The organism is Gemmatimonadaceae bacterium, assembly GCA_020852815.1.
Taxonomy (GTDB): Bacteria; Gemmatimonadota; Gemmatimonadetes; order Gemmatimonadales; family Gemmatimonadaceae; genus SCN-70-22.
Genome location: JADZAN010000016.1, coordinates 20,668 through 43,452, shown reverse-complemented (window position 1 = coordinate 43,452; position 22,785 = coordinate 20,668). Strand labels below are relative to the sequence as shown.

The 22,785-nt window shown below is 69.0% G+C and carries 17 protein-coding genes; 7 read left to right on the top strand and 10 right to left on the bottom strand.

Translation table 11 applies throughout. The annotated features are described in order from the left end of the window. Positions 1-199 precede the first annotated feature (199 nt). Positions 200-1,888 carry an amidohydrolase gene (locus IT359_09215; protein ID MCC6929155.1) on the top strand — a complete coding sequence of 563 codons (1,689 nt, stop codon included), beginning with the start codon at positions 200-202 and terminating at the stop codon, positions 1,886-1,888. Positions 1,889-2,038: 150 nt separating this feature from the next. On the opposite strand, the gene IT359_09210 is transcribed toward IT359_09215, so the two are convergent. Beyond that, positions 2,039-2,839 (bottom strand): hypothetical protein, encoded by an 801-nt coding sequence (locus IT359_09210; GenBank protein MCC6929154.1) that lies wholly within the window; start codon positions 2,837-2,839, stop codon positions 2,039-2,041. Positions 2,840-3,416: 577 nt separating this feature from the next. Here IT359_09210 and IT359_09205 point away from each other — a divergent pair. After that, positions 3,417-4,847, top strand: a complete 1,431-nt coding sequence (locus tag IT359_09205; protein ID MCC6929153.1) for a nitronate monooxygenase — start codon at positions 3,417-3,419, stop codon at positions 4,845-4,847. A gap of 74 nt (positions 4,848-4,921) precedes the next feature. On the opposite strand, the gene IT359_09200 is transcribed toward IT359_09205, so the two are convergent. Continuing rightward, complete coding sequence (locus IT359_09200) at positions 4,922-5,581, bottom strand: NAD(P)H-binding protein (protein MCC6929152.1); 660 nt, start codon at positions 5,579-5,581, stop codon at positions 4,922-4,924. A 180-nt stretch (positions 5,582-5,761) separates the two neighbouring features. Here IT359_09200 and IT359_09195 point away from each other — a divergent pair, with 180 nt between their 5' ends. Then, positions 5,762-6,799: a hypothetical protein gene (locus IT359_09195; GenBank protein ID MCC6929151.1), complete on the top strand. Its 1,038-nt coding sequence runs from the start codon at positions 5,762-5,764 to the stop codon at positions 6,797-6,799. Between the two features lie 56 nt (positions 6,800-6,855). On the opposite strand, the gene IT359_09190 is transcribed toward IT359_09195, so the two are convergent. Continuing rightward, positions 6,856-8,289 carry an alpha/beta hydrolase gene (locus IT359_09190; protein MCC6929150.1) on the bottom strand — a complete coding sequence of 478 codons (1,434 nt, stop codon included), beginning with the start codon at positions 8,287-8,289 and terminating at the stop codon, positions 6,856-6,858. A 148-nt stretch (positions 8,290-8,437) separates the two neighbouring features. On the opposite strand from IT359_09190, the gene tyrA reads away from it, so the two are divergent. Next, positions 8,438-9,577 (top strand): bifunctional chorismate mutase/prephenate dehydrogenase, encoded by a 1,140-nt coding sequence (tyrA, locus tag IT359_09185; GenBank protein ID MCC6929149.1) that lies wholly within the window; start codon positions 8,438-8,440, stop codon positions 9,575-9,577. 335 nt (positions 9,578-9,912) lie between these two features. On the opposite strand, the gene IT359_09180 is transcribed toward tyrA, so the two are convergent. Further along, the gene (locus IT359_09180; GenBank protein ID MCC6929148.1) at positions 9,913-11,718 is read right to left on the bottom strand and encodes a D-aminoacylase; all 1,806 of its coding nucleotides are present in this window, start codon (positions 11,716-11,718) and stop codon (positions 9,913-9,915) included. A 223-nt stretch (positions 11,719-11,941) separates the two neighbouring features. On the opposite strand from IT359_09180, the gene IT359_09175 reads away from it, so the two are divergent. Continuing rightward, the gene (locus tag IT359_09175) at positions 11,942-12,478 is read left to right on the top strand and encodes a DinB family protein (GenBank protein ID MCC6929147.1); all 537 of its coding nucleotides are present in this window, start codon (positions 11,942-11,944) and stop codon (positions 12,476-12,478) included. Positions 12,479-12,520: 42 nt separating this feature from the next. Here IT359_09175 and IT359_09170 read toward each other — a convergent pair whose 3' ends face one another. The 5 genes from IT359_09170 to IT359_09150 all read right to left on the bottom strand — a co-directional run bounded on the left by IT359_09170 (position 12,521) and on the right by IT359_09150 (position 17,080). Then, positions 12,521-12,922, bottom strand: a complete 402-nt coding sequence (locus IT359_09170) for a LytTR family transcriptional regulator (protein ID MCC6929146.1) — start codon at positions 12,920-12,922, stop codon at positions 12,521-12,523. Positions 12,923-13,047: 125 nt separating this feature from the next. Continuing rightward, positions 13,048-14,106, bottom strand: a complete 1,059-nt coding sequence (locus IT359_09165) for a PHP domain-containing protein (protein MCC6929145.1) — start codon at positions 14,104-14,106, stop codon at positions 13,048-13,050. Between the two features lie 10 nt (positions 14,107-14,116). After that, complete coding sequence (locus tag IT359_09160; protein ID MCC6929144.1) at positions 14,117-14,875, bottom strand: DUF4184 family protein; 759 nt, start codon at positions 14,873-14,875, stop codon at positions 14,117-14,119. Between the two features lie 18 nt (positions 14,876-14,893). Further along, positions 14,894-15,472 (bottom strand): hypothetical protein, encoded by a 579-nt coding sequence (locus IT359_09155; GenBank protein MCC6929143.1) that lies wholly within the window; start codon positions 15,470-15,472, stop codon positions 14,894-14,896. Between the two features lie 426 nt (positions 15,473-15,898). Further along, entirely contained in the window at positions 15,899-17,080 is a 1,182-nt protein-coding gene (locus tag IT359_09150; protein MCC6929142.1) for a hypothetical protein, read from the bottom strand. Positions 17,081-17,254: 174 nt separating this feature from the next. On the opposite strand from IT359_09150, the gene IT359_09145 reads away from it, so the two are divergent. Together IT359_09145 and IT359_09140 are read left to right on the top strand one after the other, a co-directional pair. Then, positions 17,255-19,024 carry a HupE/UreJ family protein gene (locus IT359_09145; protein MCC6929141.1) on the top strand — a complete coding sequence of 590 codons (1,770 nt, stop codon included), beginning with the start codon at positions 17,255-17,257 and terminating at the stop codon, positions 19,022-19,024. A gap of 108 nt (positions 19,025-19,132) precedes the next feature. After that, complete coding sequence (locus IT359_09140) at positions 19,133-21,337, top strand: PQQ-binding-like beta-propeller repeat protein (GenBank protein MCC6929140.1); 2,205 nt, start codon at positions 19,133-19,135, stop codon at positions 21,335-21,337. Positions 21,338-21,551: 214 nt separating this feature from the next. Here the strand turns inward: IT359_09140 and IT359_09135 are convergent, their stop codons facing one another. Beyond that, positions 21,552-22,706 carry an aminotransferase class I/II-fold pyridoxal phosphate-dependent enzyme gene (locus tag IT359_09135; protein MCC6929139.1) on the bottom strand — a complete coding sequence of 385 codons (1,155 nt, stop codon included), beginning with the start codon at positions 22,704-22,706 and terminating at the stop codon, positions 21,552-21,554. Positions 22,707-22,785: the final 79 nt, after the last annotated feature.

Sequence of the window (22,785 nt, the reverse complement as noted above, 5' to 3'; positions counted from 1 at the left end):
ACCACTGGTGATTCAGATTAGGAGTCGATGAAATCGCGCCGTGCTCGATCGCCCGCCCCGATGGCGATCCCTCCAACGCTCATCCCCAACGCCCCACCTCCCGCCCACGTATCCGCTTCATCCCGACTTGCCACCACGCGCCGCGCCCCGCAACCTCCCCCGAGCACGCTCGCCGTATCGTTCCCGGCTTTCGCCGGGGATGGCCCCAGCCAGTGCTGGGACACGACTCTCGTCTCTTCCCAACCACGCCATGAGACTCACCCGTACGCTGCAGTCGCTGACGCTCGCCGCGCTCACGCTCGTGCCAACGCTCGTGCCAACGCTCGCGCCAAGGCTCGCGTCGGCGCAGAAGCCGCCCAAGCCCGATGCGCGCCTCGAGAAGCTCAAGGCCGAGGCCATCGCCAAGGTCGACGAGCGGGCCACGCTCGTGCAGCAGATGATCGACCAGATCTTCTCCTTCGGCGAACTCGGGATGCAGGAGTTCGAGACGTCGAAGTACCTCACCAACCTCCTCGAGCAGAACGGCTTCACGGTGGAGCGCGGCGTGGCGGGGATGCCGACGGCGTTCGTGGGCACCTGGGGGTCGGGAAAGCCGGTCATCGCGTTAGGCTCGGACATCGACGGGATTCCCCAATCCAACCAGAAGCCGGCGTACGGCTACTTCGAGGCGCTGGTTCCCGGGGCGCCGGGGCATGGTGAAGGGCACAACTCGGGGCAGGCGGTCAACATCGCCGCAGCGCTCGTGGTGAAGGAGATCATGGAGCGCGAGAAGATTCCCGGCACGCTCAAGATCTGGCCCGGGGTCGCCGAAGAGCAGGTGGCCGGCAAGGCGCACCTGGTGCGCGCCGGCGTCTTCAAGGACGTCGACGTCACGCTCTTCACGCACGTGGGCAACAACCTCGGCGTGTCGTGGGGGCAGTCGGGGTCCAACGCGATCGTGACGGCGCTCTTCAAGTTCAGGGGACAGACGGCGCACTCCGCTGGCGCCCCGTGGCGCGGCAAGTCGGCGCTCGACGCGGTCATGCTCATGGGCCAGGGGTGGGAGTTCAAGCGTGAGCACCTCGAACCCGCGCAGCGCTCGCACTACGTGATCAAGGACGGCGGCGACCAGCCCAACGTGGTGCCGCAGACGGCGTCGATCTGGTTCTACATCCGCGAGCGCGACTACGATCGCGTGCAGGCCAACTTCGAGGCGGCCAAGCGCATCGCGCAGGGCGCGGCGATGATGACCGACACCAAGCTCGACACGGTCATGATCCTCGGGTCGGCGTGGAGCGGCCACTTCAACAAGGCCATTGCCCAGGCCACGCAGGCCAACATCCAGCGCGTCGGCGACCCCAAGTGGGATGCCAACGACATCGCCCTCGCCAAGGGGATCCAGCGCGAACTCAAGGTGCGGGAGGTGGGGCTGGAGACGCAGGTCGACTCGCTGGGGGGCCCCGTGGACCAGAGCCGGTCGTTAGGCGGCGGCTCGGATGACATCGGCGACATCTCGTGGAACGTCCCGACCGTCACGCTGCGCTTTCCGTCGAACATCCCGGGGCTCCCGGGGCACAACTGGGCCAACGGGATCTCGATGGCGACGCCGATCGCGCACAAGGGGGCGGTGGCCGGCGCCAAGGTGCAGGCGGCAACGCTCCTCGACATCCTCCTCACCCCGAAGCTCGTCGCCGACGCCTGGGACTACTTCAACAACGTCCAGACCAAGACGATGAAGTACAAGTCGTTCCTCGGGCCTAACGACGGCCCGCCGATCTGGCTCAACGAGGAGATCATGGCGAAGTACCGCCCGCTGATGAAGCCGTACTACTACGACTCGTCCAAGTACAAGAGCTATCTGGAGCAGTTGGGGATCAAGTATCCGGTGGTGAAGCCGGTGGCACAGTAGCGAGAAGACGAGAGGACGAGAAGACGAGAGGACGAGAGGCCTGCCCCAGCGAAGGCTGGGGACGAGAAGCCTGCCCCAGCGAAAGCTAGGGACGAGAGGGCGCGTGCTCAGGGTGGAGGCGCGCCTTCTTCGTTTTGCTGGCGGGGGGGGCTACTTCTTGGGAGTGGTGCGGGTGGGGCGGGGGCGTTTGCGGGGGGTGGGGGCGCGCTTCGCCTTGGAAGCGCGCTTCGCTTTGGAAGCGCGCTTCGCGGCTTTGAGCGGGGCGGATCGCGCGGCGCCGAGGCTCGCGGCGCCGCCTACCGAAACCGACGGAACGACCACTCCGCCTGGCGGGACGCTCGCGGCGGCGGCCAGCAACGCCTCGTACTTCCGCGCCAAGGAGGCGATCGTCTCCGCCTGGTCGAGGCCATTGATGATCTTGCGGGCATTCACATAGTCCGCGGCGCCGGCGCTGATGAAGCGCGACAGCCTGGCCCCCGTGAACCACCCTTCACGCATCCCGCGCGACGCGATCCGGTAGGAAATCTGCGGATCCAGCAGGTACTCGGGATGCTCCAGGAAAGTCATGGGCGTGACCGTCACCGCGACGCCCCCCACCGTGAACGCCTCACCCTTCAGCTTCTGGGAGGCGTTTCGATAGTTGTAATCCCAGGTGAGCTGGACGTAGCCGCGCCCATAGTAACCGCTCGGCCAGTAGCGTTCCTGAAGGGTATACAGTTTCGGATTGCGTTGCGCGTCGGCGCGGACTTCCTTCACAGGAGCGAAGGTGCGTCCCGTCTCCCAGTGCACGGTGGCCAGGACGTAGGCGAGTTCACGGTGGTTCGTGAAGGCGGCGTCACGCTCGAATTGCTCGAGCAGGAAGGTGAGCCCCGCCTGACGTCCCGGGTTCAGCGCTACGCCGGTCGAAGGACTGAAGGCGCCGAAGAATCGTTGCCGATCGAAGGCAAGCATGTGATCTCCCGTCGGGAAGCTCGCAAACTGGCGCGTGGTGACGCCGTCGGTGAGAGGTTGCCAATCAGGACGGCCTGCTTCGCGCTCCCGCTCTCCCCCGATCTCCCCTGCTCTCCTTCCGTTCACTCCTCCCCCGCCTCCCTCGCCTTGGAAGCTCTGCGCCAGCCGCTCCGAGTGCTCGCGACACAGCAGCGCCGCCATCTGGGAGGCGAGAAAAAGTGCCCGAAGTCGCGCTGCGTCGTCGACTACGAAGGTGATCGCGTCGCCGAGCTGGACCCGGTGGGCGTGGTCGGAACGGTGAACGGCGCGGGTGGTCGTCGCGGCGCGCGGGGTACACGCCGACTCGTTAGGAACGACCCACGCCTTGCAATGCTCCGTGGAATGGGCTACAAGGACTGGCGCGGTGGTAAGGCGAAGGGCGCGGAGCAGCCGCAACGCGCGGCGCTCGGGCCCCCTGGCGCTCGGTGCACGGATAGCACGTCCGGTTCGCGCGTCGCCCCGCCCGGATGGGGGGTCACCACGGAACTATCAGGGAAAGCAGATTGTGGGTTCGCAACTCCGACTTTAGCCTGCTGCAATGACTGATCGCATTCGACTTCCGCAGATCATCCAGGGGGGGATGGGAATCGCCGTCTCCAACTGGCGCCTCGCGCGCGCCGTCGCGTCGGCGGGGCAACTCGGTGTCGTGTCGGGGACCTCGATCGACAGCGTCCTGGTGCGGCGCCTGCAGGATGGCGATCCGTGCGGGAGCGTGCGTCGCGCGATGGCGAAGTTCCCGATCCCCGACGTCACGCAGCACGTGCTCAAGCGCTTCTTCAAGCCCGAGGGGCGTGCGGCCGGGGAGCAGTACAAGCTCCTCCCGATGTATCGCCAGACGATGAATCCGCTGCGCCAGCAGATCACCATGCTCGCCTCGTTCGTGGAGGTGTCGCTGGCGAAGGAAGGACACGACGGCATGGTGGGGATCAACCTCCTCACCAAGGTGCAGATGCCCAACCTCCCCACGCTCTACGGTGCGATGCTGGCCGGGGTGAACGTGGTCCTGATGGGGGCGGGGATTCCGCGGGACATCCCGGGGGCGCTGGACGCGATGGCGCAGCACGAGACGGCGACCATCAAGTTCGACGTGGAGGGGATGCCCTCGGGGCAGACGGCGACGCTCGTCTTCGACCCCAAGCTGCACAACCCGGTGGCCAGCGAGGCACTCGATCGCCCGCTCTTCTTCCCCATTGTCTCCGCGGCGTCGCTGGCGCAGAACCTCCAGCGCAAGGCAAACGGGCGCGTCGACGGCTTTGTGGTGGAAGGGCCCACGGCGGGAGGGCACAATGCTCCGCCTCGCGGAGCGCTCAAGCTCTCCGACACCGGGGAACCGATCTACGGCGAACGCGACGTGGTCGACATGGCGGCCATGCGCGAACTCGGACTCCCCTTCTGGCTGGCCGGCGGCTCCGGTTCTCCCGAGGGGCTCGAGACCGCGCTCGCGCACGGTGCGGCCGGCATCCAGGTGGGGACGCTCTTCGCCTATAGCGAGGAAGGGGGCTTCACGCCGGAGATCAAGGCGGCGGTCCTCTCGGCCGCGGCCGACGACCGGCTCACGGTACGCACCGACATCCGCGCCTCGCCCACGGGCTTCCCGTTCAAGCTGGCAATGGTGAGCGGGCTCCCGATCCTCAGCTCTCCGCGCACGCGCGTGTGCGACCTGGGCTACCTGCGCACGGCGCATCACGGGACTGACGGTCGCATCACCTACCGATGCGCAGCCGAGCCGGTGGACACGTACGTCGCCAAGGGTGGCGACATTGCCGACACCGAGGGGCGCCAGTGCCTGTGCAACGCGCTCATGGCCGACATCGGCATGGGGCAGCAGCGCGACGGGTACGTGGAGCCGCCGTTGGTCACGAGCGGCGACGACGTGGTGAACATCATGAAGTTCCTGCAGGGGCGCGACTCGTACAACGCCGCCGACGCGATCGCCTACTTGCAGCGGCAGGCGTTGGTCCCGGCCTGAAGTTGCATCTGTATTCGCCACTCGCGCCCGCCCTCGACATCGTCGATGGGCGGGCGCGAATCGTTGGCGGAGCTTCAGCGCGCGAACTCGCGCAGCCGGGTGTTCTCCATGATTTGTTCACCGGGCGCGTCGGCCGCGGCGGCCGCCACCAGCGCGCGCGCCACCTGTCGCACGTGGACGGGCTTCCAGCGAGCCGGGGCGAGCCAGCCGAACAGGGCCGCGAGTCGCTCGCCGGGGCGCACCTCCTGGCGATCGCCCTCGAGGAGCGATGGGCGCGCGATGGTGAGCGACCGGAAGTCGAGCGCGCGAACCGCTCGTTCCAGTTCTCCCTTCACGCGATTGTAGAAGACGCGCGAGCCGGCGTCGGCGCCGAGCGCGCTCACGAGGAGGAAATGCCGAGCCCCCGCCGCGCGCGCCAGTCGCGCCAGCTGCAACGGATAGTCATGGTCCACGCGACGGAACGCCGGCTGCGACCCCGCCTGCTTGATGGTGGTGCCGAGGGCGCAGAAGAGCTGGTCGACGGCGAACAGCGAAGGGTTCCGGCGCGCCGCGTCGTCCAGCGCCTCGAAGTCTGTTACCACCACGCGCACTCGGCGGTCGTCGACCTCCGTGGCGAGGGCGCGCCTGACGAGCACGACGACCTCGGCCACGCCCTGATCGGCCTCGAGGAGCGCGAGCAGCTCGCGCCCCACCAACCCCGTCGCTCCAGCGAGAAGCACGCGCCGACCAGGCATGATTTGGGACGGGGGACGGGGGACGGGAGTGAAAAGAACGCGCCGTAAGGATACTACGCCCACAATAGAACCGCCCCCCGCACGCCCCCACTCCCCCGCGCGCCGTCCAACCCCGTCCCCCGTCTCCCGTCCCCCGTCTCGCTTCTCCCGTCTCCCGTCCCCCGCCCGCACTTTCCCCCCATGCAGCGCTCCTACACCGCCATCGCCGAGCCTTCGTGGCAGGCAATCATCACCGCGAGGCGACCGCTCCTGTACGTGGGGGACGGCGACAGCTCGCTCGACCGGCCGCGCCATGTGCGCGCCGGTTCCGGCCTCACCTGGGTTGGCGACCGTCTCGCCGTGGTGCAGGACGACACGAACTTCATCGCCCTTCTCCCGCCTGACGAGTGGGGTGCCTCAGGCGACGGCGCGCCGGCGCGTGCGCATGGCATCGCGCTCCCCGCGGGACCGGCCGGGCGTCGCCAGTTCGACGACCTGCGCGGCAACAAGGGGGACAAGCTCGACCTCGAGGCGTGCGTGACGATCCCCGGTGCCAACGGCGGCACGGTGCTCGCTTTCGGGTCGGGGTCCAGGTCGGAGCGCGAACGGGTGATTCGCATCGACGACGCGCTCTCGTCGTCGCCGCGAGTCACGGTGATCGACGCCGCGCCGCTCTACGCCGCGTTGCGACGCGACACCGCCTTTGCCGGGAGTGACATGAACATCGAGGGGGTGATGCTGCACGGCGGCCTGCTCCGCCTCTTTGGGCGCGGCAACGGGGCGCCGCGCGATGGCGACGTGGCGCGCAACAGCACCTGCGACGTGGATGCGGCGGCGCTCGTCGACTGGTTGCAGCAGCCGGGGGCGGGCGCGCTTCCCGCGCTGCGCGACACGACACAGTACCACCTGGGGGTGCTGGGCGGCGTGGCGTTAGGCTTCACCGACGCCTGCGCGCGCGACAACCATGTGATGTTTGTGGCAGCCGCCGAATCGTCTCCCGACGCCACGCGTGACGGCGCGGTGACCGGCTCGGTGCTCGGCGTGACGCCGCGCGGCGGCGGCGCGCCACGATTTGCCCCCATCACGCACCGCACTGGCGAGCCAGTGGTGGAGAAGGTCGAGGGGATAGCGCCGCATCCATCCGATGCGTCGCGCGCCTTCGTCGTCATCGACAGCGATGATCCCGCGCGCCCTTCGGAGCTGTGCGAGCTGCACCTGGTTGGCGCATGGCGTGCCTGACGAGCCGCTCCTGACGAGTGGCGCCTGAGGAGGCGCGCCTGACGAGTCGCGCCGCGTTACGGCAGCCGCCACATGACCTTGCCGTCGGCGCGCGGGAGCGTGACGAGTCCGCGCCTGGCGGCGGGGAGTCCATTCACGAGGAGCGCGTGCAGGTCGTTGCGGAACGGCTCGGTGCGGAACGGGTTGTGGCCCAGCGCGTCGGTGGCGTCGTAGGGGACCTCGATGGTCTCGACACCGCGCGCGATGGTGGCGAAGCGCCCTCCCAACCCCAGGCGCCGCGCGCCATTGCTCCCCCACGACGACCAGAGCGCGAAGTCGGCGCTTGCGGCGTAGACCGTGACGTCGGCGGCACGAGAGCGCAGCGACGGGAGGAGGTGCGCCAGGAAGTCGTCGGCGGCCAGGTCGGGGGAGACCAGCACCACGTGCCCCAGACGCAGCGGGGCGTGCGGGGCGTCGAGCTCGCGCAGCGCCGCGGCAAAGACCTCGCTCCCCATGGAATGGGCGATGACCGAGAGGCGTCGCGACGGCGCCGCCAGTTGCAGCTCACGGAGGAAGGCGGCCAGCGCCCGCCCTGACACGCGCGCCTCCGACTGGTCGCCGCGGTAGCTGGCCAGCAGGCCATCCGAGGGCCACGTGAACAGCACCACGCCCCCCGGATACTGCAGTTCCACCGCCAGCCGGGCCGCCCGCTCGGCGGCGCTCGCGAATGACGTGTTGAAGCCGTGAATGAACAGGAGGAGGTCGCCCGCCGCGGACTCGGCCATCGCCGCGCCGAGTCGGGCGGCCATCGCCAGTGAGTCGACCACGTCGGCGGCGCGTACCGACAGGCGCAATACGTCGTCAGCAGCAACGTTGCCGCGGATGCTGCGCACGAACGGGGAGCGGAGCGACGTTCCCGCCTTGCGCCCGTCGCGCGCCGGGACGTTGACCGTGAGGACGCCGCGCACCAGCGAGTCGCGCAACGTGCCGTCATACATCGTGGCGCTCGTGTGCGGGGGCGTGCCGCCACCGCGATTGGTCGCATACGGAAGCGTGACGGTGAGCGGGATCGAGTCGGCCGAGCTCCAACGATCCACCACCACGAACCGCGAGGTGGCCGCCATTGTCGCCGATCGTCCCGAGCGGTCGCTGCACGTGGCCAGCACGAGGTAACTCCCCGGCTCGGGCATGAGCCGCAGCGCGCTTCCCTCGCCGAGCAGCTGCCCATCGTCGGTGGTCCAGCGCACCGTGGCCAGCGCGCCGTCCTCGCGATCGGTGCAGCTGGCGGAGAGCGCGAGCGTCGCCCCGTACGTCACCTCGCCGGTGGGTGCGTTGCCGCTGACGGCGAGCATCGGCGGAAAGTTGACCGCGCTGTCGGTGGGTGCGAGGAGGGGCGGTGGCGGCGGCGGCGGGGGTGCGTGCGCACCGCAGGCCACCGTGGCGACGAGGAGTGCCAGGAGCGCGACGTGCGCCGCCGGCAGTGCCGCGGAGCGTCGCCCATGCGCGCGCACGCCTGGCCGGGACGATGACCGGCGGTGGCGGGTGAGGACGGACGACTGGCGGAAACTCGCGTCGCTGCACATGCCCGGAAGCTAGCGTGGCCTGTCGTCCATACCCCACGGCGCGCAGTAGATTCCGCCAGGATTCCACGCCTCGCCCATGACGACACCACCCACGCCGCGCCCCCTCCCGCTCCTGCGGGCCATGATCGACTCGCTCGATCGTGACCTGCTCCAGATCGTCGCGCGCCGCCAGTCGCTCGTCGCGGAAGTCGCGGCGTCCAAGCGCGAGAGCGGGATCAGGATCCGCGATCCTCAGCGCGAGCACGAGGTCCTCGCCGATCGCGCGCGCCTGGCCGACGAGCTGGGACTCCCGCGGGGCGAGATCGAGTCGATCTTTCGCCTCCTCCTGCGCGCCTCGCGCGACCACCAGGCGGCGTTGCGCGCCGAGATCCCACCTAACGAGCAACCTCGCACGGTGGCGATCGTCGGGGGGAAGGGGCGCATCGGCGCCCTCCTCGCCCGCCTCTTTGCCGACCTGGGGCATCGCATCCTCGTGGTCGACACCGACACCGCGCTTACCGCCGCGCAGGCGGCGGCCGCCGCCGACGTCACCGTCATCTCGGTCCCGATCGACGTCACGGCGCAGGTCATCGCCGAGGTGGGGCCGCACGTCCGCGACGAGTCGCTGCTCATGGACGTGACGTCGCTGAAGGAGGCGCCGGTTGCGGCGATGCTCGCGTCGACGCGCGCGAGCGTGGTCGGGACACACCCGATGTTCGGCCCCAGCGTGCACACGCTGCAGGGGCAACGCGTGGTGCTTTGCCGCGCGCGCGGCGATGCGTGGGCCGACTGGGTGGCGCACACCTTCACGGCGCGCGGGCTCGTGATCACCGAGACGACGCCCACGCAGCACGACCGGGCGATGTCGGTAGTGCAGGTGTTGAACCACTTCCAGACGCAGGTCCTCGGCCTCACCCTGGCGCGCGTCGGGATTCCGCTCGAGGAATCGCTCCGCTTCACGTCACCGGCGTACCTGCTGGAGTTGTATGTCACAGCGCGACACTTCGCGCAATCGCCGGAGCTCTACGGCCCCATCGAGATGTTGAATCCACGCAGCGTCGAGGTCACGAGCGACTTTGCCGCGACTGCCCGCGAACTGGTCGATGTCATTGCGCGCGGCGACCAGTCGGCGTTCTCGGCGATGTTCGACGAGGTGCGCGGCTTTTTCGGGGACTTCACCGACGAGGCGTTGGCGCAGTCGTCGTACCTGATCGATCGCATTGTCGAACGGACGTAGCGGGTTTGCTGCTTGCCGGGGTTAGGGGCTGCTTTGGGTGGGCAGAGGTTGGCTGCGAAGCGGGGGTGGGTGTCGGCCAGAGCTTCTTGGCACGGAGGCGCGCGGAGGGGGACGTGCGCGGGGCGGGGTCGACGCTGCTTCGGGCTGAGAAGCATTCTGCTTTTAGGGATTGGCGAGGGGCGTTGCCGTTGCGTCGCACAGCGCCCAGCCGGACATCGAGTCCCGCGCCCGATTCGGGGTGGACCCCAGCGCTGGCACTTCCTCCCCGCGTTTCGCCGTGTCGACGCTGCTGTCCCTCCCAGCCGCACCCCAGGTGCCAGCCTCCTGCTCCGGTCTCAACCCGCGCGCGAGCGAAGTCCCTTCCCGCGTCCCGCCCCCCGCTCCTCCCGCTCGAGTGCCACGCCTCCATTGACGACCACCGCGGCAATGCCGACGGGATATTGAAAGGGCTGCTCATACGTCGCGCGGTCGGCGACGGTCGCAGGGTCGAAGACGACGAGGTCGGCCGCCAGGCCGTTCCTGATCATGCCGCGATCGGTGAGGCCAAGGCGCGAGGCCGGAAGCGCGGACATCTTGCGGATGGCCTGCTCGAGCGTGAGCGCCTTGCGTTCGCGCACGTAGCGCCCGAGGACACGCGGGAACGAACCCAGCCCGCGCGGGTGCGGCGAGCCGCGGCGCGTGGGGCCGTCGACGGCGTACGCCCCGCCGTCGCTGCACACCATCCCCATGGGATGCGCGAGGATGCGATCCAGGTTCTCCTCGCTCATCGCGAAGCCGACCATCCCCACGCTGAGCGCGTTGCGGCGAAGGAGCGCGACGGTCACGTCGTACGGCTCCCGGCCTAACGAGCGCGCGTACGCGCCGAGCCGCTTCCCCTCCGCCGCGCGGTCCTCGGCGGCGCGCACCGAGGCGACGAGGACGTTGTCCCACCCGCCGATGAGGTCCACCTTGCCTAACGTCTCGGACTTGATGCGTGCCGCCGTGGCGGGGTCGTCGAGCCGGCGGAGAAAGCCCTGCGCGCCGCCGTCGCGGCTCCACACCGGAAAGAGGTTCGTCAGTCCCGTCTGGTAGGCGATGTAGGGATAGCGGTCAAAGGCGACGTCGAGCCCCGCCGCCTTCTCCCGCTCCAGGCGAGCGAAGACGGTGTCGAGCTTGGACCAGTTGCGCGGGCCCTGCGTCTTGAGGTGCGCGATCTGTAGCGGGCACCCCGCCCCCCGCGCCACCGCGATCGACTCATCGATGGCGTCGAGCAGGCGATCGTCCTCGTTGCGCATGTGCGTGGCGTAGGGGAGCCGGCGCGCCGCCAGCGGACGCGAGACGGCGATGAGTTCGTCCAGGCGCGCGAACGCCCCCGGCGTGTACTCGAGCCCACTCGACGCGCCGCAGGCACCGTCGGCAAGGGCGCGCGCCACGCAGGCCGTCATGCGCGCCACCTCGTCGGGCGTGGCCGCGCGGTCATCGTCTCCCACCACCTTTCCGCGCACCGTCCCCAGCCCGATCATCGTCGCCACGTTCACCGACGGCTGCAATGCATCGACCGCGGCGAACCAGGAGACAAACGATCCGCTGTCGGCGCCCGGCGCGCCCCCCGCCCCCTCGCCCCAGGCGCGCGAACTCCCGTCCTGCCCGCCGACGATCGTGGTGACGCCTTGCCGCACCACCGACTCCGCGCGTGGGTCGTCCCACAGGTTCCCCTCGCCGTGGGAATGGATGTCGATGAAGCCCGGGGCCACCACGAGGCCGCGCGCGTCGATCTCGCGACGCCCCTTGTCGCGCACACGCGGCTCGACCGACACGATGCGGTCGCCGCGCACGGCAACATCGGCTTCGCGACCGACGCCCCCCGAACCGTCGTGCACGATGCCGCCGCGAATCACCAGGTCGTGATCGTCGCGTCGCGTCCACACCGCGGGTGCCCGCGACGCGCCGGCGAACGCCGGGAGCGCCGGAAGCGCGGCCACACCGAGCACCGTCGCCGCCCCGCGAGCCACGAAGTCGCGTCGTGTCGTTCCGTTCGAGCGCGTGGCTGCTTCTCCCGCAGGAGCGCCACCATCGCCCGCAGGAGCGCCCGGATCGGCGGGGCGCGCTGCCGTGTCGTGCGCGTGATCGGTGAAGGGCGGGACTGCGGGAGTCGAGGACATGTGCGGTGTGGGGGCGGTCGTTGATGGTACCACGACGCGCGGGACGCTACGTCCACGCGCACCGCGAAGGAAGGGACGCACGGCGCCGACTGGCCATTTCGATGCGCACACGACATCGTGACGTCGATCGCGCCATTGCGCGCCGCTGCGCGGCATTGCGCGCCATTGCCTGACGAGCCAGCTCGGTTCGTGAAGCGCGCGCCCTCCGCATTCCACACGCACCATGCCCACATCCAAGGCTCCCCGGTCCATCACGTCCATCCCCTCGCGCGCCGCGCTCGTGCGCCTGCTCGACGAGGCCTTTCACGGCCCGGCGTGGCATGGCCCGTCGGTGAAGGTCGCGCTGCGGCGCGTGGATGCCGACACCGCGCTGTGGCGCCCGGGCGCCGGGCGCCCTAACGTCTGGGAACAGGCGCTGCACATGGCCCTCGGGAAGTTCATTGTCGCGCAACGCCTGGAGCCGACCACGCGGCGCCATTTCCCCGTCAAGCGCACCAGCGCGTGGTGGGCGCCGTCGCCAACGCTCGCCGAGCCGGCGGCGCGCGCCAAGGCGTGGGCGCACGACCTCGCACTCCTCGACGCCTGTCACGACGACCTCCTCGCCACGCTGCGGCGGATCCCGCTCCGTCGCCTGGGCGAACGCCACGGCCCCCGCGGCGTCGTGCTTGGCCAGCAGGTGGCGGGCCTGGTCATGCACGACGCCTATCACGCCGGCCAGGTCGCGCTCGTATTGCGGCTGGCGGCGTCGGCCAGGGAGTAGCAGCGCCGCGGCACACCCCCCGCGACGCCGCTACCGTCGCGCCTATCGCTGCTTCATTGCCCGGTCCAGGTGCGCGCGATGCGTGCGACTCACGCGCAGCTTGGTCCCGTCGCGCAAGTACATGAGCTGGTCGCCCCCGAACCAGGGTTGCAGCTCGCGGATGGCGTCCATGGCGACGATGAGGCGGCGGTGGATGCGCACGAAGCGCCGCGGGTCGAGCTGCGCCTCGAACGAGGCGAGCGTTCCGCGTACCTCGACGCGCTCGGCGCCGGCGTGGAAGATCACGTAATTCCCCGACGATTCCATCCACTGCACGTCGGCCATGCGCACCACCATGGGCTGGTGGTTGCGCTGCGTGGCCACGTGGTCGAGGTAGCGGGGCGCGGGAGGGGAGGACGGCTCGTCGGGGGCGTCGACGACGGCGGGTTCCATGGAGTCGCTCATGGGGCGTCGAAACTGAAGGGTGACAGGGCCGAGGGGGTGCCTTGCCCTTCTAGTATGCCCTGTCTCCCCTGCGTAGTTCCCCATCCCGTTGACGAACCGTTCGTCCCCTGTGACGGACAGTATCGCTACCGAGCCGCACCGAGCATGACGGGCTGGACCCACGCCTTCTTCCCGTTCGACTCCAGGACCACCGCGCGGACGTATCCCTCGTCGCCCTTGATGTCGTACACGGCAGGGTTCGCCGCCGACTCGGCGAGCACGCGCCCGTCCCTGCCGATGAAGCGCGTGGTATAGCGACTCCACGCATCGGGCTTGATCCGAATCTCCACGCGTTGGGTGGAGCGCTGCACGTCGATGAGTTCGACACCGGTCGACGCATAGAAGTCGCCGCGATCGAGCGCCGCGATCACGTCTTCCGACGACAGGTGCGCGGCTCGCACGACGACCCATCCGCGCCCCGGCCCAGCCGCGGCCGGGTCGCCGGGACGCTTGAAGTGGTGCGCGTCGTCGGTGGCCACGCCAAAGAGCAGCTTACCCGACGAAAGGATCACATCCCAGATCTCCTCGAGCCCGGGGCTCCCGCCGCCGCCAAGGTTGTTGACCATCGGATGGCCGTTGAAGACCTCGAACAACCGATCGTTCCTGATGCGCTGGATATCCGCTGCCGTCACCGACCAACCGAAGTTGGGGTGATTCAGGTGCGGGAGGCCGTTGGCGGCGCGGATCGCGTCCACATCGCGCTGCAGCGCCTCGACGATCGTCGCCCCGCCCTGCGGAGGCACCAGGCGATCGACCGCCAGCCCGTTGATGTGCAGCGGTTTCCCGCCCACGGCATCGGTGACTTCCTCGCCCGGAATGAGGAGGTATTGCTCGTCGGCGCCTAACAACGCGTTGAGCGCCTTGGGATCGGTGAGGAAGTTATGGTCGCTGAGGACGAGGAACTGATAGCCATGCTCGCGATACCAGCGGGCCACGTCGTCGGGAGATGAATCGCCGTCGGAGTTGAGCGTGTGGGTGTGGGTATTTCCCTTGAACCAGCGGAGGGCGGCACTGCCTTGCCCCCGGCCCGCCCCCTGCGCAGCGGTGGGCGACGGCGCCAGTGCGGCCAGCGCCATGAGCGTTCCCAGCGCGATGATCGCCACCAGGGCGTTGGGAACGACGGGTTGCAGCTGTCGATGATGCATGGTGTGCTCCTCAGCTTCGGTGACCGGTCTCGCCCCACCAGCGCCGGCGCGCGGCCAGCACCACGAAAGCTACGGCCATGCCATCCATCGCGCCCACCACGAACCGCCCGGCCACCACCGGGGCTCGGCGCGGGTGCACGATGTGGCCGCGGCGCGGGGCGTTCCACGCGCCCACCGCGACCGCCGCGGCGCCTAACGCGGCCCAGGTCCGCAGGCGCGACGGCGCCACCAGGGCGGCGAGCGTGGCCCCGCCGGCGCGAATCTCGCGCGCCAGCCACGCCAGCACGAGCACGCCGCCCAGCACCGTGCTCACGTGCTGGAAGACGGTGAACCACGCCACCTGCTCCCCGCCGATCGAAAACGCTACCTCCCGCAAGAGCGGCCAGCGATCGGCAACCCACGTGTAGCGATGAGTGAACGCGTCCCAGACCAGGTGCGAGGCGCTCCCCACGAGGAGGGCGACGCCCCCCATCGCCCAATCGAGCGCGCGACGCTGGGGGACAGCGATCGCCGGGAGTGCGGCCAGGTCACGTCCGGCGGGACGGAGGAACAGTTCCCACAGCAGCCAGGTCACGAGCGCGACCGGGAAGCAGAACACGACGAGCCCGCGTGCGCTGTGACTGATCAGCGACACGGGCTCCAGGCGGAACAGGTACTCGAAGTCCGGCGCCATGGCGCCGATGGCGAACGGTGCCAGCGGGATCACCCCGCGTCGCACGAGTGGCCAGATGGGGAGGGCGGCGGCGGGATGCGAGAAGGTGAAGGGCACGCTCCGAAGCTACACCCCCTAACGCGGGACCTCGATCCCCTCGCGTGCGCGCACCGCCAGCGGTTCTGCCGCCCCCGACCCCAGCACGCGCGTCATGTAGCGCTGCCCCTCGCCTACCCGCTCCACCTCGACCGCCACAGCGTCCATGGCCTGCTCCAGCCGGGACATACGCTCGTCCATTTCGCGCGAGATGGGAGCGGTTGCCGGCGCGCTGCCGCGCCGCCAGATGCGCCGCGCGATGGCGATGGAGATGGGGAGGATCATGGTCATCGCGAGGACGAATCCCATGACGATGACTTCCTCGGGCGGGCCGACGCGCTGCGGAAAATCGGGCACGACGGCGCCGGGCTGCGCCGCCGCGCGCGCCACCTGGTCGTTGGCGACGCCGAGCGTCTTGTACATCTCGGTGATCTGCGCATCGAGGTCGGTGAGGCGTGCCTCGAGCCCGGTCTTGTCGGCGCCGGAGACCTCGCCTTCGCGCAGTCGCGACGCAATGGCGCGCCGCTTCTCCTCGAGCTGGCCGAGTTGCCGCTGCAACTCGTTTCGCTGCGCCTTCATGGCCTCGTACACCTCGCTGGCCGACGCGGTGGTCGGCACGGGGGTGCCTCCGACCACCGTCTGCCCGGCGACGTTCGGGGCCGCGGGGAGTGGCGGCGGCGGGGGGAGAGTTGGCGGCGCTGGTAATTGAACCTGCTGCATGCGAGCCTCGAGTCTCGTCACGGTTCCACGGACGCCCGTGCACGGGCGCGGCCGAGGATAGTACCAGCCCTCTCGCGAATGGTCTACGGCTCCGTGCGTGCGCGCCGGCGACCGTTCGAGCGATGGCTTTCGATGGGTGCGCTTCCACTACGGGTGAGGGGCGCGGGCGTTTCACGTTGCGCGCAGTGCACCCGAGGCGGTCCACCCCGAATCGAATGGGGAAGCCTTATGGGCTTGGTGGCCCCCACGCCCACCTTCCCGGCACGAGAAGACGGGCGCGATACCCAGCGCCCGCCCAATGTCCAATCATCCTCCGCCCAAGCCTCACCGCCGAACCGGCCACGGCACCCCGCGATTCTTTCCGGTCACCGGCGCCAGTCCCTTGTAGGCGAACTTCTGCAGGCGCTTTCCCTCGTAAGTCTCGGTGGTGTAGATGTTCCCCTTCGAGTCCGTCGCGATGGAGTGCACCGCGAAGAACTGCCCGGGCTGGCGCCCGCCGTCGCCAAAGCTGGTGAGGATCTCGAGCGTCTTCCGTTCGATGATGTACACCTTCTCGTTCTTGCCGTCGGCGAGGTAGATGTACTTCTGCTCCCGGTCCTTGGAGAAGGCAATGTCCCACACGGAACCATCACCCAGCGTCTTCGGCGCGATGCGCACTTCCTTGACGAACTTGCCGTCCTTCTGGAAGACCTGGATGCGATCGTTAGGCCGGTCGCACACATAGACCAACCCGTCGTTACTCGGCTCGGCGCAGTGCACCGGGTTCCGGAACTGCTGGGCCAGTGGCGCATCGGGGTTGTAGGGGCCAAGGTTGGCGTCGTCGGGCTTGTTGCCGTACGCCCCCCAGAAGCGCTTCACCGCCCCGCTGTTCATGTCGAGCACCGCGACACGCTTGTTGCTGTAGCCGTCGGAGATGTAGGCCTCGTTGGCGGCGGCGTCGAAGGAGATCTTCGCCACGCGTCCGAAGTGGTCCGTGGCGCTGGAACTGGCCCCCTTCCCCGGGATGCCGATCTGCTGCAGCAGCTTCCCCTCGTGCGTGAACTTGAGGATGTGCGAGTCGCCGTTCCCGTTGCCGCCAATCCAGACGTTGTCCTTGTGGTCAATGGCGATGCCGTGGTTGGACTCGGGCCACACGTAGCCGTCACCGGGCCCCCCCCACGCGTTGACCAGCTTGCCGTCGGGCGAGAACTCGAGGACGGGCGGGGCAGCGACGCAGCACTCGCCACTCCTGGCCGCATCACCCTTCAGGATCTCCGTGCGCTCGTTGAGCGTCTGCTGCCGATGCACGATGAAGACATGGTCGCGGGCGTCGACGCCCACGCCAATCACAGAGCCGAGCACCCAATGGTTAGGCAGCGGCTGCGGCCAATAGGGATCGACCTCGAACGAGGGGGCCTGCGCCGACGCTCCCTGCGCCGCCCCTTGCAGCGCCCGCTGCCCCGCGCCGAGCGCGACGATGGATGCGCCCAGCACCGTGGCCCCTAGCAGCTTCCGCGAACGGATCATATCCGGCCCGGCTCCTGTCGAGTTGCATGGCGTCGCCCCTGTCCCGCGCGAGGGGGGCGTGTATGTTCGTCGGCGCGGCGAGCGGCGACCAACGTACCCTCACGGTCGCCCGCTCGTCCAGACGCGCGCGTCACCCCAGCCGCCGGCGGCGCCGCGTTCCGACTCGCTGCGCGCATGCACCTCACACGCCCCTCACCGAGCCCTCGCTCGTTCGTTCGCACGCTGGTTCGCACGCTCGCCGCCACGCTGCTCGCCAGCGTCGCGACGATGGCGCCCGCGCGTCCGTTGCGGGGACACGAGGTGCCGGCGCGCGTCACGGTGCAGCTCCTGGCCAGGGCCGAGGCGCAGCGGTTGCGGCTGGCCGTGCGCGTCCCGCTGGAATCGCTGCGCGACCTCGAACTCCCGCTCCTGCGCGGCGAGTACGTCGACATCGCCCGCCTCACCCCGCAGCTCGCCGACGCTGCGACGCTATGGATTGCCGGCTATCTCGAGTTGTACGAGGGCGATCGTCGCCTGGCCGCGCCACGCATCGCCGCGACACACCTCTCGCTCCCCAGCGATCGCTCGTTCGAGTCGTTCGACCGCGCCGTGGCCAACGCCAATGCGGCGCCGCTCGGCAACAACGTCGACCTTCCGTGGCGGCAGGCGATGGTCGACCTCGTGCTCGACTACGCGATCGAGTCACCGACGTCGCGCTTCTCGGTGCGGCCGCTCCTCGCGCACCTCGGCGTCTCCACCACCACCGTGCTGCGCTGGGTTGCCGCCGACGGCCGCGTGCGTGGCTACGAGTACGTGGGGAACCCGGGGCTGGTGCGCCTCGACCCCACCGCGCTGCAGGCGGCGGCGCAGTTCGTCCGGCTGGGCTTCGCGCACATCCTGGGCGGGCTCGACCACCTCCTCTTCCTCCTCTGCCTCGTCATCCCGTTCCGCCGGCTGCGGCCGCTGGTCGCCGTCGTCACCGCGTTCACCGCCGCACACTCGCTCACGCTGATCGCGTCGGCGTTAGGCATGGCGCCGAGGGCCAACTGGTTCCCGCCGCTCATCGAGTTCCTCATCGCGCTCTCCATCGTGCTCATGGCGATCGAGAACATGCTGGGGGCGCGACTGGAGAAGCGGTGGCTCGTGGCCTTCGGCTTCGGGCTCGTGCATGGCTTCGGCTTCTCCTTCGCGCTGGGCGAGTCGCTCCAGTTCGCCGGCCGCCACTTGCTGGCGTCGCTCCTGGCCTTCAACGTCGGCGTGGAACTCGGACAACTGCTGGTCGTGGCGGTTTCCATCCCGGTCATTGCCTGGATCGTGCGGAGCCTCCCGTCGGAACGCGCGGCGATCGTCGTGGCGTCGGCCATCGTCGCGCACGAGGCGTGGCATTGGATGACCGAGCGTTTCGGCGTGCTGCGCGCGTATCATGTCACATGGCCGGTCGTCGACCTGGCGCTGGCCGCCACCCTCGTCCGTGGGCTGATGCTCCTCCTGCTCATCGCCGCCGTCCTGTGGGGAGTTGCCGCCCTCGTGGCGCGACTGGTGAAGTCCCCATCGCAGCCAGCGGGGTGGACGATGGCGATCCTGGCCTGCGCGTTCGCGGCATCGCTCCCGCGCGCGGCGTATGCACAGGGGGAGATACGCTCGACGCTCAAGGGGGTGTATACGGATGCGCAGGCAGCGCGCGGCAAGGACCTCTATGTCGGCACCTGCCGAGAGTGCCACACGCCCGCCTCGCATACCGGCATCGTCTTCAAGAACGCCTGGGGGGGAAAGCTCCTCGCCGACCTCCTCGCCTTCATGTCGGAGAAGATGCCCAAGAACAACCCGGGGAGCCTGACGCCCGAGGAGTACGCCGACGTGACGGCGTACATCCTCAGCCTCAACGGCCTCCCGTCGGGCGACGACGAACTCCCCAGCGACCAGGTCGCGGCGAAGCGGATTCGCATCGAGACGAGCGGGAGATGAGCGCGACCTGAGCACGAGCTGAGCGCGAGATGAGCACCGATTGCAGCTGACGAATGACGCGGTTCCCGGCAGGTCCCTGACCCACATCGCACGAGGATCGAAACGACCATGAACCCACGATGGACCACGCGGCGCTCGTCCTGGACGGCGATCGTCGTCGGCGGGGCGCTGCTCGCGGTGTTGCTCTCCCGCGTCGGCGAGTCCAACGCCTCGCAGGCGAAGGCGCTGGTGCGCGGCAACGTGCCGGGCGAGTGGCGCTACTGGGCGGCCGACGCCTGGGGGACGCGCTACTCGGCGCTCGACCAGATCAACGCCGGCAACTTCGACTCCCTCAAGGTGGCGTGGACCTGGAACTCCGGCGCGTTTGGGGCCGACGAGTACTACCGCACCACGCCGCTGTACGCCAACGGGCGGCTCTTCACCGTGGCCACGACGCGGCGCGTGACCACCGCGATCGACCCCGAGACGGGGGAGACGTTGTGGATGTGGCGTCTCGATGAAGGGATCCGCTGGCAGAAGGCGCCGCGCCAGTTCGCCGGGCGCGGGCTCGCCTACTGGACCGACGGGCGCGAGGAGCGCGTCATCGTCATCACGCCCGGCTATCACCTGGCCTCGCTCGACGCCAAGACCGGTATTCCCGACCCCAGGTTCGGGAAGAACGGGGTCGTCGACCTCATGGAAGGACTCGGCTACCCGATGGCGCCACTCGCCGTCGATGACTCCGGTCCGCTCATCATCTCCGACGCCGCGCCGGCGCGCAAGGCGCGGCCGGGTGAGACGTGGAACGAGACGACGAAGACCGGCGCCGATGGCACCATCGGCATCGACCCCACCGAGGGACAAATCGCCAACAGCAGCCCGGCGGTGATCATGGGTGACGTGATCGTCCTCGGGAACTCGTCGATCCACGGCTACTATCCCATTCGCCTCAAGAACATTCACGGCTTCGTGCGCGGCTTCGACGTGCACACCGGGAAGCAGTTGTGGAAGTTCAACCTCATCCCGCAGCCGGGCGAGTACGGCGCCGACACGTGGAAGAACGGAACCAGGCTCGGGACGCCCGGCGTGGGCAAGGTCGATCCGTGGGCCACGTGGGCCTCGGACCCGGAACTCGGCATCGTCTACGTCCCCACCGGGATGCCGCTCATGGACGAGTACGGCGGCCATCGCCCCGGCGCCAACCTGTACGGCAACTCGCTCGTCGCCATCGACGCCAGGACCGGGAAGCGGAAGTGGCACTACCAGTTCGTGCACCACGACATCTGGGACTACGACACGCCCATGGCGCCTAACGTCCTCGACGTGACCGTCGACGGAAAGCGGCGCAAGATCGTGGCGCAGTCCACCAAACAGGGCTGGCTGTACGTGCTGGACCGCGTGACCGGGGAACCGATCTGGCCCATCGTCGAGACCCCCGTCCTGGCCAGCGAGGTGCCCGGCGAAGTGGCGTGGCCCACGCAGCCCATTCCCACCAGGCCGGCGCCGTACGCTCAACAGGGATTGCAGGAGAGTGACCTGATCGACTACACGCCGGCCATCAAGGATTCGGCGCTCAAGCTGGCGAAGAAGTGCCGCATGGGACCGTACTACATTCCCGGCCAGCCGTCGGACGGCGGCAAGAGCGGGCTCCCCTGCTCATGGTACAACCCCGGCGCCTCGGGCGGCGTGAACATCGACGGCGGTGTCGCGGTCGATCCCGAGACCGGCATGATCTATGTAGGCTCGCAGACCGGGATGAGCACCATCTCGTTGCAGAAGGACCCGTGCTCCGAGTTCAACTACTCGTCGCCGCACGACGCCTGCGGCCTCCCCGGGGCACTCCCCACGCCGCCGGGCTACAAGCCCAGGGAGGATCTCAAGGGCGATGGCTTCTCGGGGCGCGCCGGCTTCTCCAACATCGGTGGCATTTCCATCCTCAAGCCAAAGGAGTATGGCGGCGTGACCGCCTACGATCTCAACACCGGCGACAAGAAGTGGTGGATCCCCAACGGCGGGTGGCTGCCGCAAACCACCAAGGATCCGCTCTTCGAAGGGGTGAAGCTCCCGCCAGTTGGCGCGCGCGGCCAGGCGCAACTCATTACGACCAAGACGCTCGTCATCTACGGCACCGGCCGCAACGGCGCCATTCCCGGCCAGCAGCCGCAACTCTTCGCCGTCGACAAGGTGACGGGGAAGCAGGTGGGAGCCGTGAAGATCCCCGCACGCACCACCGCCATGCCGATGACATTCCTGCACAAGGGGAAGCAATACATCGTCTTTGCGTCGGGGGCGGGGACGAGCACGGCGCTGACGGCGTTGGCACTTAGGCGATAGCGCTTAGGCGATAGCGCTTGCGCTATCGCTAGAAGACGAGAGGACGAGAGGCCTGCCCCAGCGAAGGCTGGGGACGAGAAGACGAGGGAACGCGCGGCGGCGCGTCGCGCCTCATCCTCATCGCAATGAGCACAAGAAGAAGGGCGGCGAACCCACATGGCTCGCCGCCCTCCCTCGTCTTCTCGTCCTCTCGTCTTCTCGTCTTCTGCATACTTCAGGACGCAAAGACTTGTCGAAACGCCGCCATGAATCGCTCCATCTCCTGCGCCGTCCCCACCGAGACGCGCAGGTGCTGCGTCATGGGTGGGAAGGGGCGCCCCACGAGGACGCCCTTCGCCTTGAACTGCTCGATGACCGGAACCACCGGGCGCTTGATGGCGATCATGAAGAAGTTGCCCTCGCTGGGAAGCACCTCGTAGCCCAAACCCTGCACTGCCTTCACCGTCTGCGCGCGCAGTTCGTTGTTGACCGTCTTCACGTGCGCCTGGCCATCGACGTCCTTGAGCGCGGCGGCGGCGCCGTGCTTCACGAGGGCGTTGATGCTGGCGATGGAGTGCGGGCGCAGGCGCGCGATGAGCGAGCGCGGCGCAATGGCGTAGCCCAAGCGCATCCCCGCCAGCCCCGATATCTTCGAGAAGGTGCGCGTCACGATCACGTTGCGCCCTTGCGCGACGTACGGGAGCGACGAGGCATACGCCGGATCCTCGACGAAGTGGTGATACGCCTCATCGATGAGGACCGGCACGTCCTCGGGGATGCCATCGACGAGCGCCTGCACGTCGCGCGCGGAGACGATACGCCCGGTCGGGTTGTTCGGGTTGCAGAGGTAGACCAGGCCCACGTCGCGCCAGTTCTGACGCGTGGCGCGGATCATGGCCGGGATGTCCTGCGAGTAGTCGGCGAGCAGCGGGAGCTGGATCGACTCCGCGTGCACGCCGGCGGCGAACTGGAAGACGGTGTGAAAGGTGGGCTCGACGCCGATGACCTTCTTCCCTTCGCCCAGGAAGGCGAGCGCGGCGACCGAGAGCAACTCGCCGGAGCCGGCCCCCAGCAGGACCTGGTCGGGCGTGACGCCGTGGAAGCGGGCGATCTCCTGGAGGATGTTGGCGTCGGGGTACGAATAGCGATTCGAGTACTTGAACGCCGCCGTCATCGCCGCGAGGACGACCTCGGTGGGGCCGTACGGGTTCTCGTTGGACGCCAGCTTGGCGTAGGAGTCGTAGTCGTCAGCCGCAAACGGCCGCCCATCGAACCGCACGCCATTCCGCGCCAGCGCCTCCGCCGAGCGCGCCGCCGACGGCGACAACGCAATCCCCCCCGCCACCGACGCCACCACCCCCAGAAAGTCCCGCCGCGAGGATCCAGTCATGCCTCAGCCCTCCAGGTGTGTGGAGCAATGCATCGCGTCGTGGCGCGCTGCATTCAACCAGGACGGAAGCCCCCCGTCC

Excerpts from the sequence above, each read along its gene's own strand:
- IT359_09215 (MCC6929155.1), top strand. The coding sequence starts at position 200 with ATGGCCCCAGCCAGTGCTGGGACACGACTCTCGTCTCTTCCCAACCAC.
- IT359_09210 (MCC6929154.1), bottom strand. The coding sequence starts at position 2,839 with ATGCTTGCCTTCGATCGGCAACGATTCTTCGGCGCCTTCAGTCCTTCG.
- IT359_09205 (MCC6929153.1), top strand. The coding sequence starts at position 3,417 with ATGACTGATCGCATTCGACTTCCGCAGATCATCCAGGGGGGGATGGGA.
- IT359_09200 (MCC6929152.1), bottom strand. The coding sequence starts at position 5,581 with ATGCCTGGTCGGCGCGTGCTTCTCGCTGGAGCGACGGGGTTGGTGGGG.
- IT359_09195 (MCC6929151.1), top strand. The coding sequence starts at position 5,762 with ATGCAGCGCTCCTACACCGCCATCGCCGAGCCTTCGTGGCAGGCAATC.
- tyrA (MCC6929149.1), top strand. The coding sequence starts at position 8,438 with ATGACGACACCACCCACGCCGCGCCCCCTCCCGCTCCTGCGGGCCATG.
- IT359_09180 (MCC6929148.1), bottom strand. The coding sequence starts at position 11,718 with ATGTCCTCGACTCCCGCAGTCCCGCCCTTCACCGATCACGCGCACGAC.
- IT359_09175 (MCC6929147.1), top strand. The coding sequence starts at position 11,942 with ATGCCCACATCCAAGGCTCCCCGGTCCATCACGTCCATCCCCTCGCGC.
- IT359_09170 (MCC6929146.1), bottom strand. The coding sequence starts at position 12,922 with ATGAGCGACTCCATGGAACCCGCCGTCGTCGACGCCCCCGACGAGCCG.
- IT359_09165 (MCC6929145.1), bottom strand. The coding sequence starts at position 14,106 with ATGCATCATCGACAGCTGCAACCCGTCGTTCCCAACGCCCTGGTGGCG.
- IT359_09150 (MCC6929142.1), bottom strand. The coding sequence starts at position 17,080 with ATGATCCGTTCGCGGAAGCTGCTAGGGGCCACGGTGCTGGGCGCATCC.
- IT359_09145 (MCC6929141.1), top strand. The coding sequence starts at position 17,255 with ATGCACCTCACACGCCCCTCACCGAGCCCTCGCTCGTTCGTTCGCACG.
- IT359_09140 (MCC6929140.1), top strand. The coding sequence starts at position 19,133 with ATGAACCCACGATGGACCACGCGGCGCTCGTCCTGGACGGCGATCGTC.
- IT359_09135 (MCC6929139.1), bottom strand. The coding sequence starts at position 22,706 with ATGACTGGATCCTCGCGGCGGGACTTTCTGGGGGTGGTGGCGTCGGTG.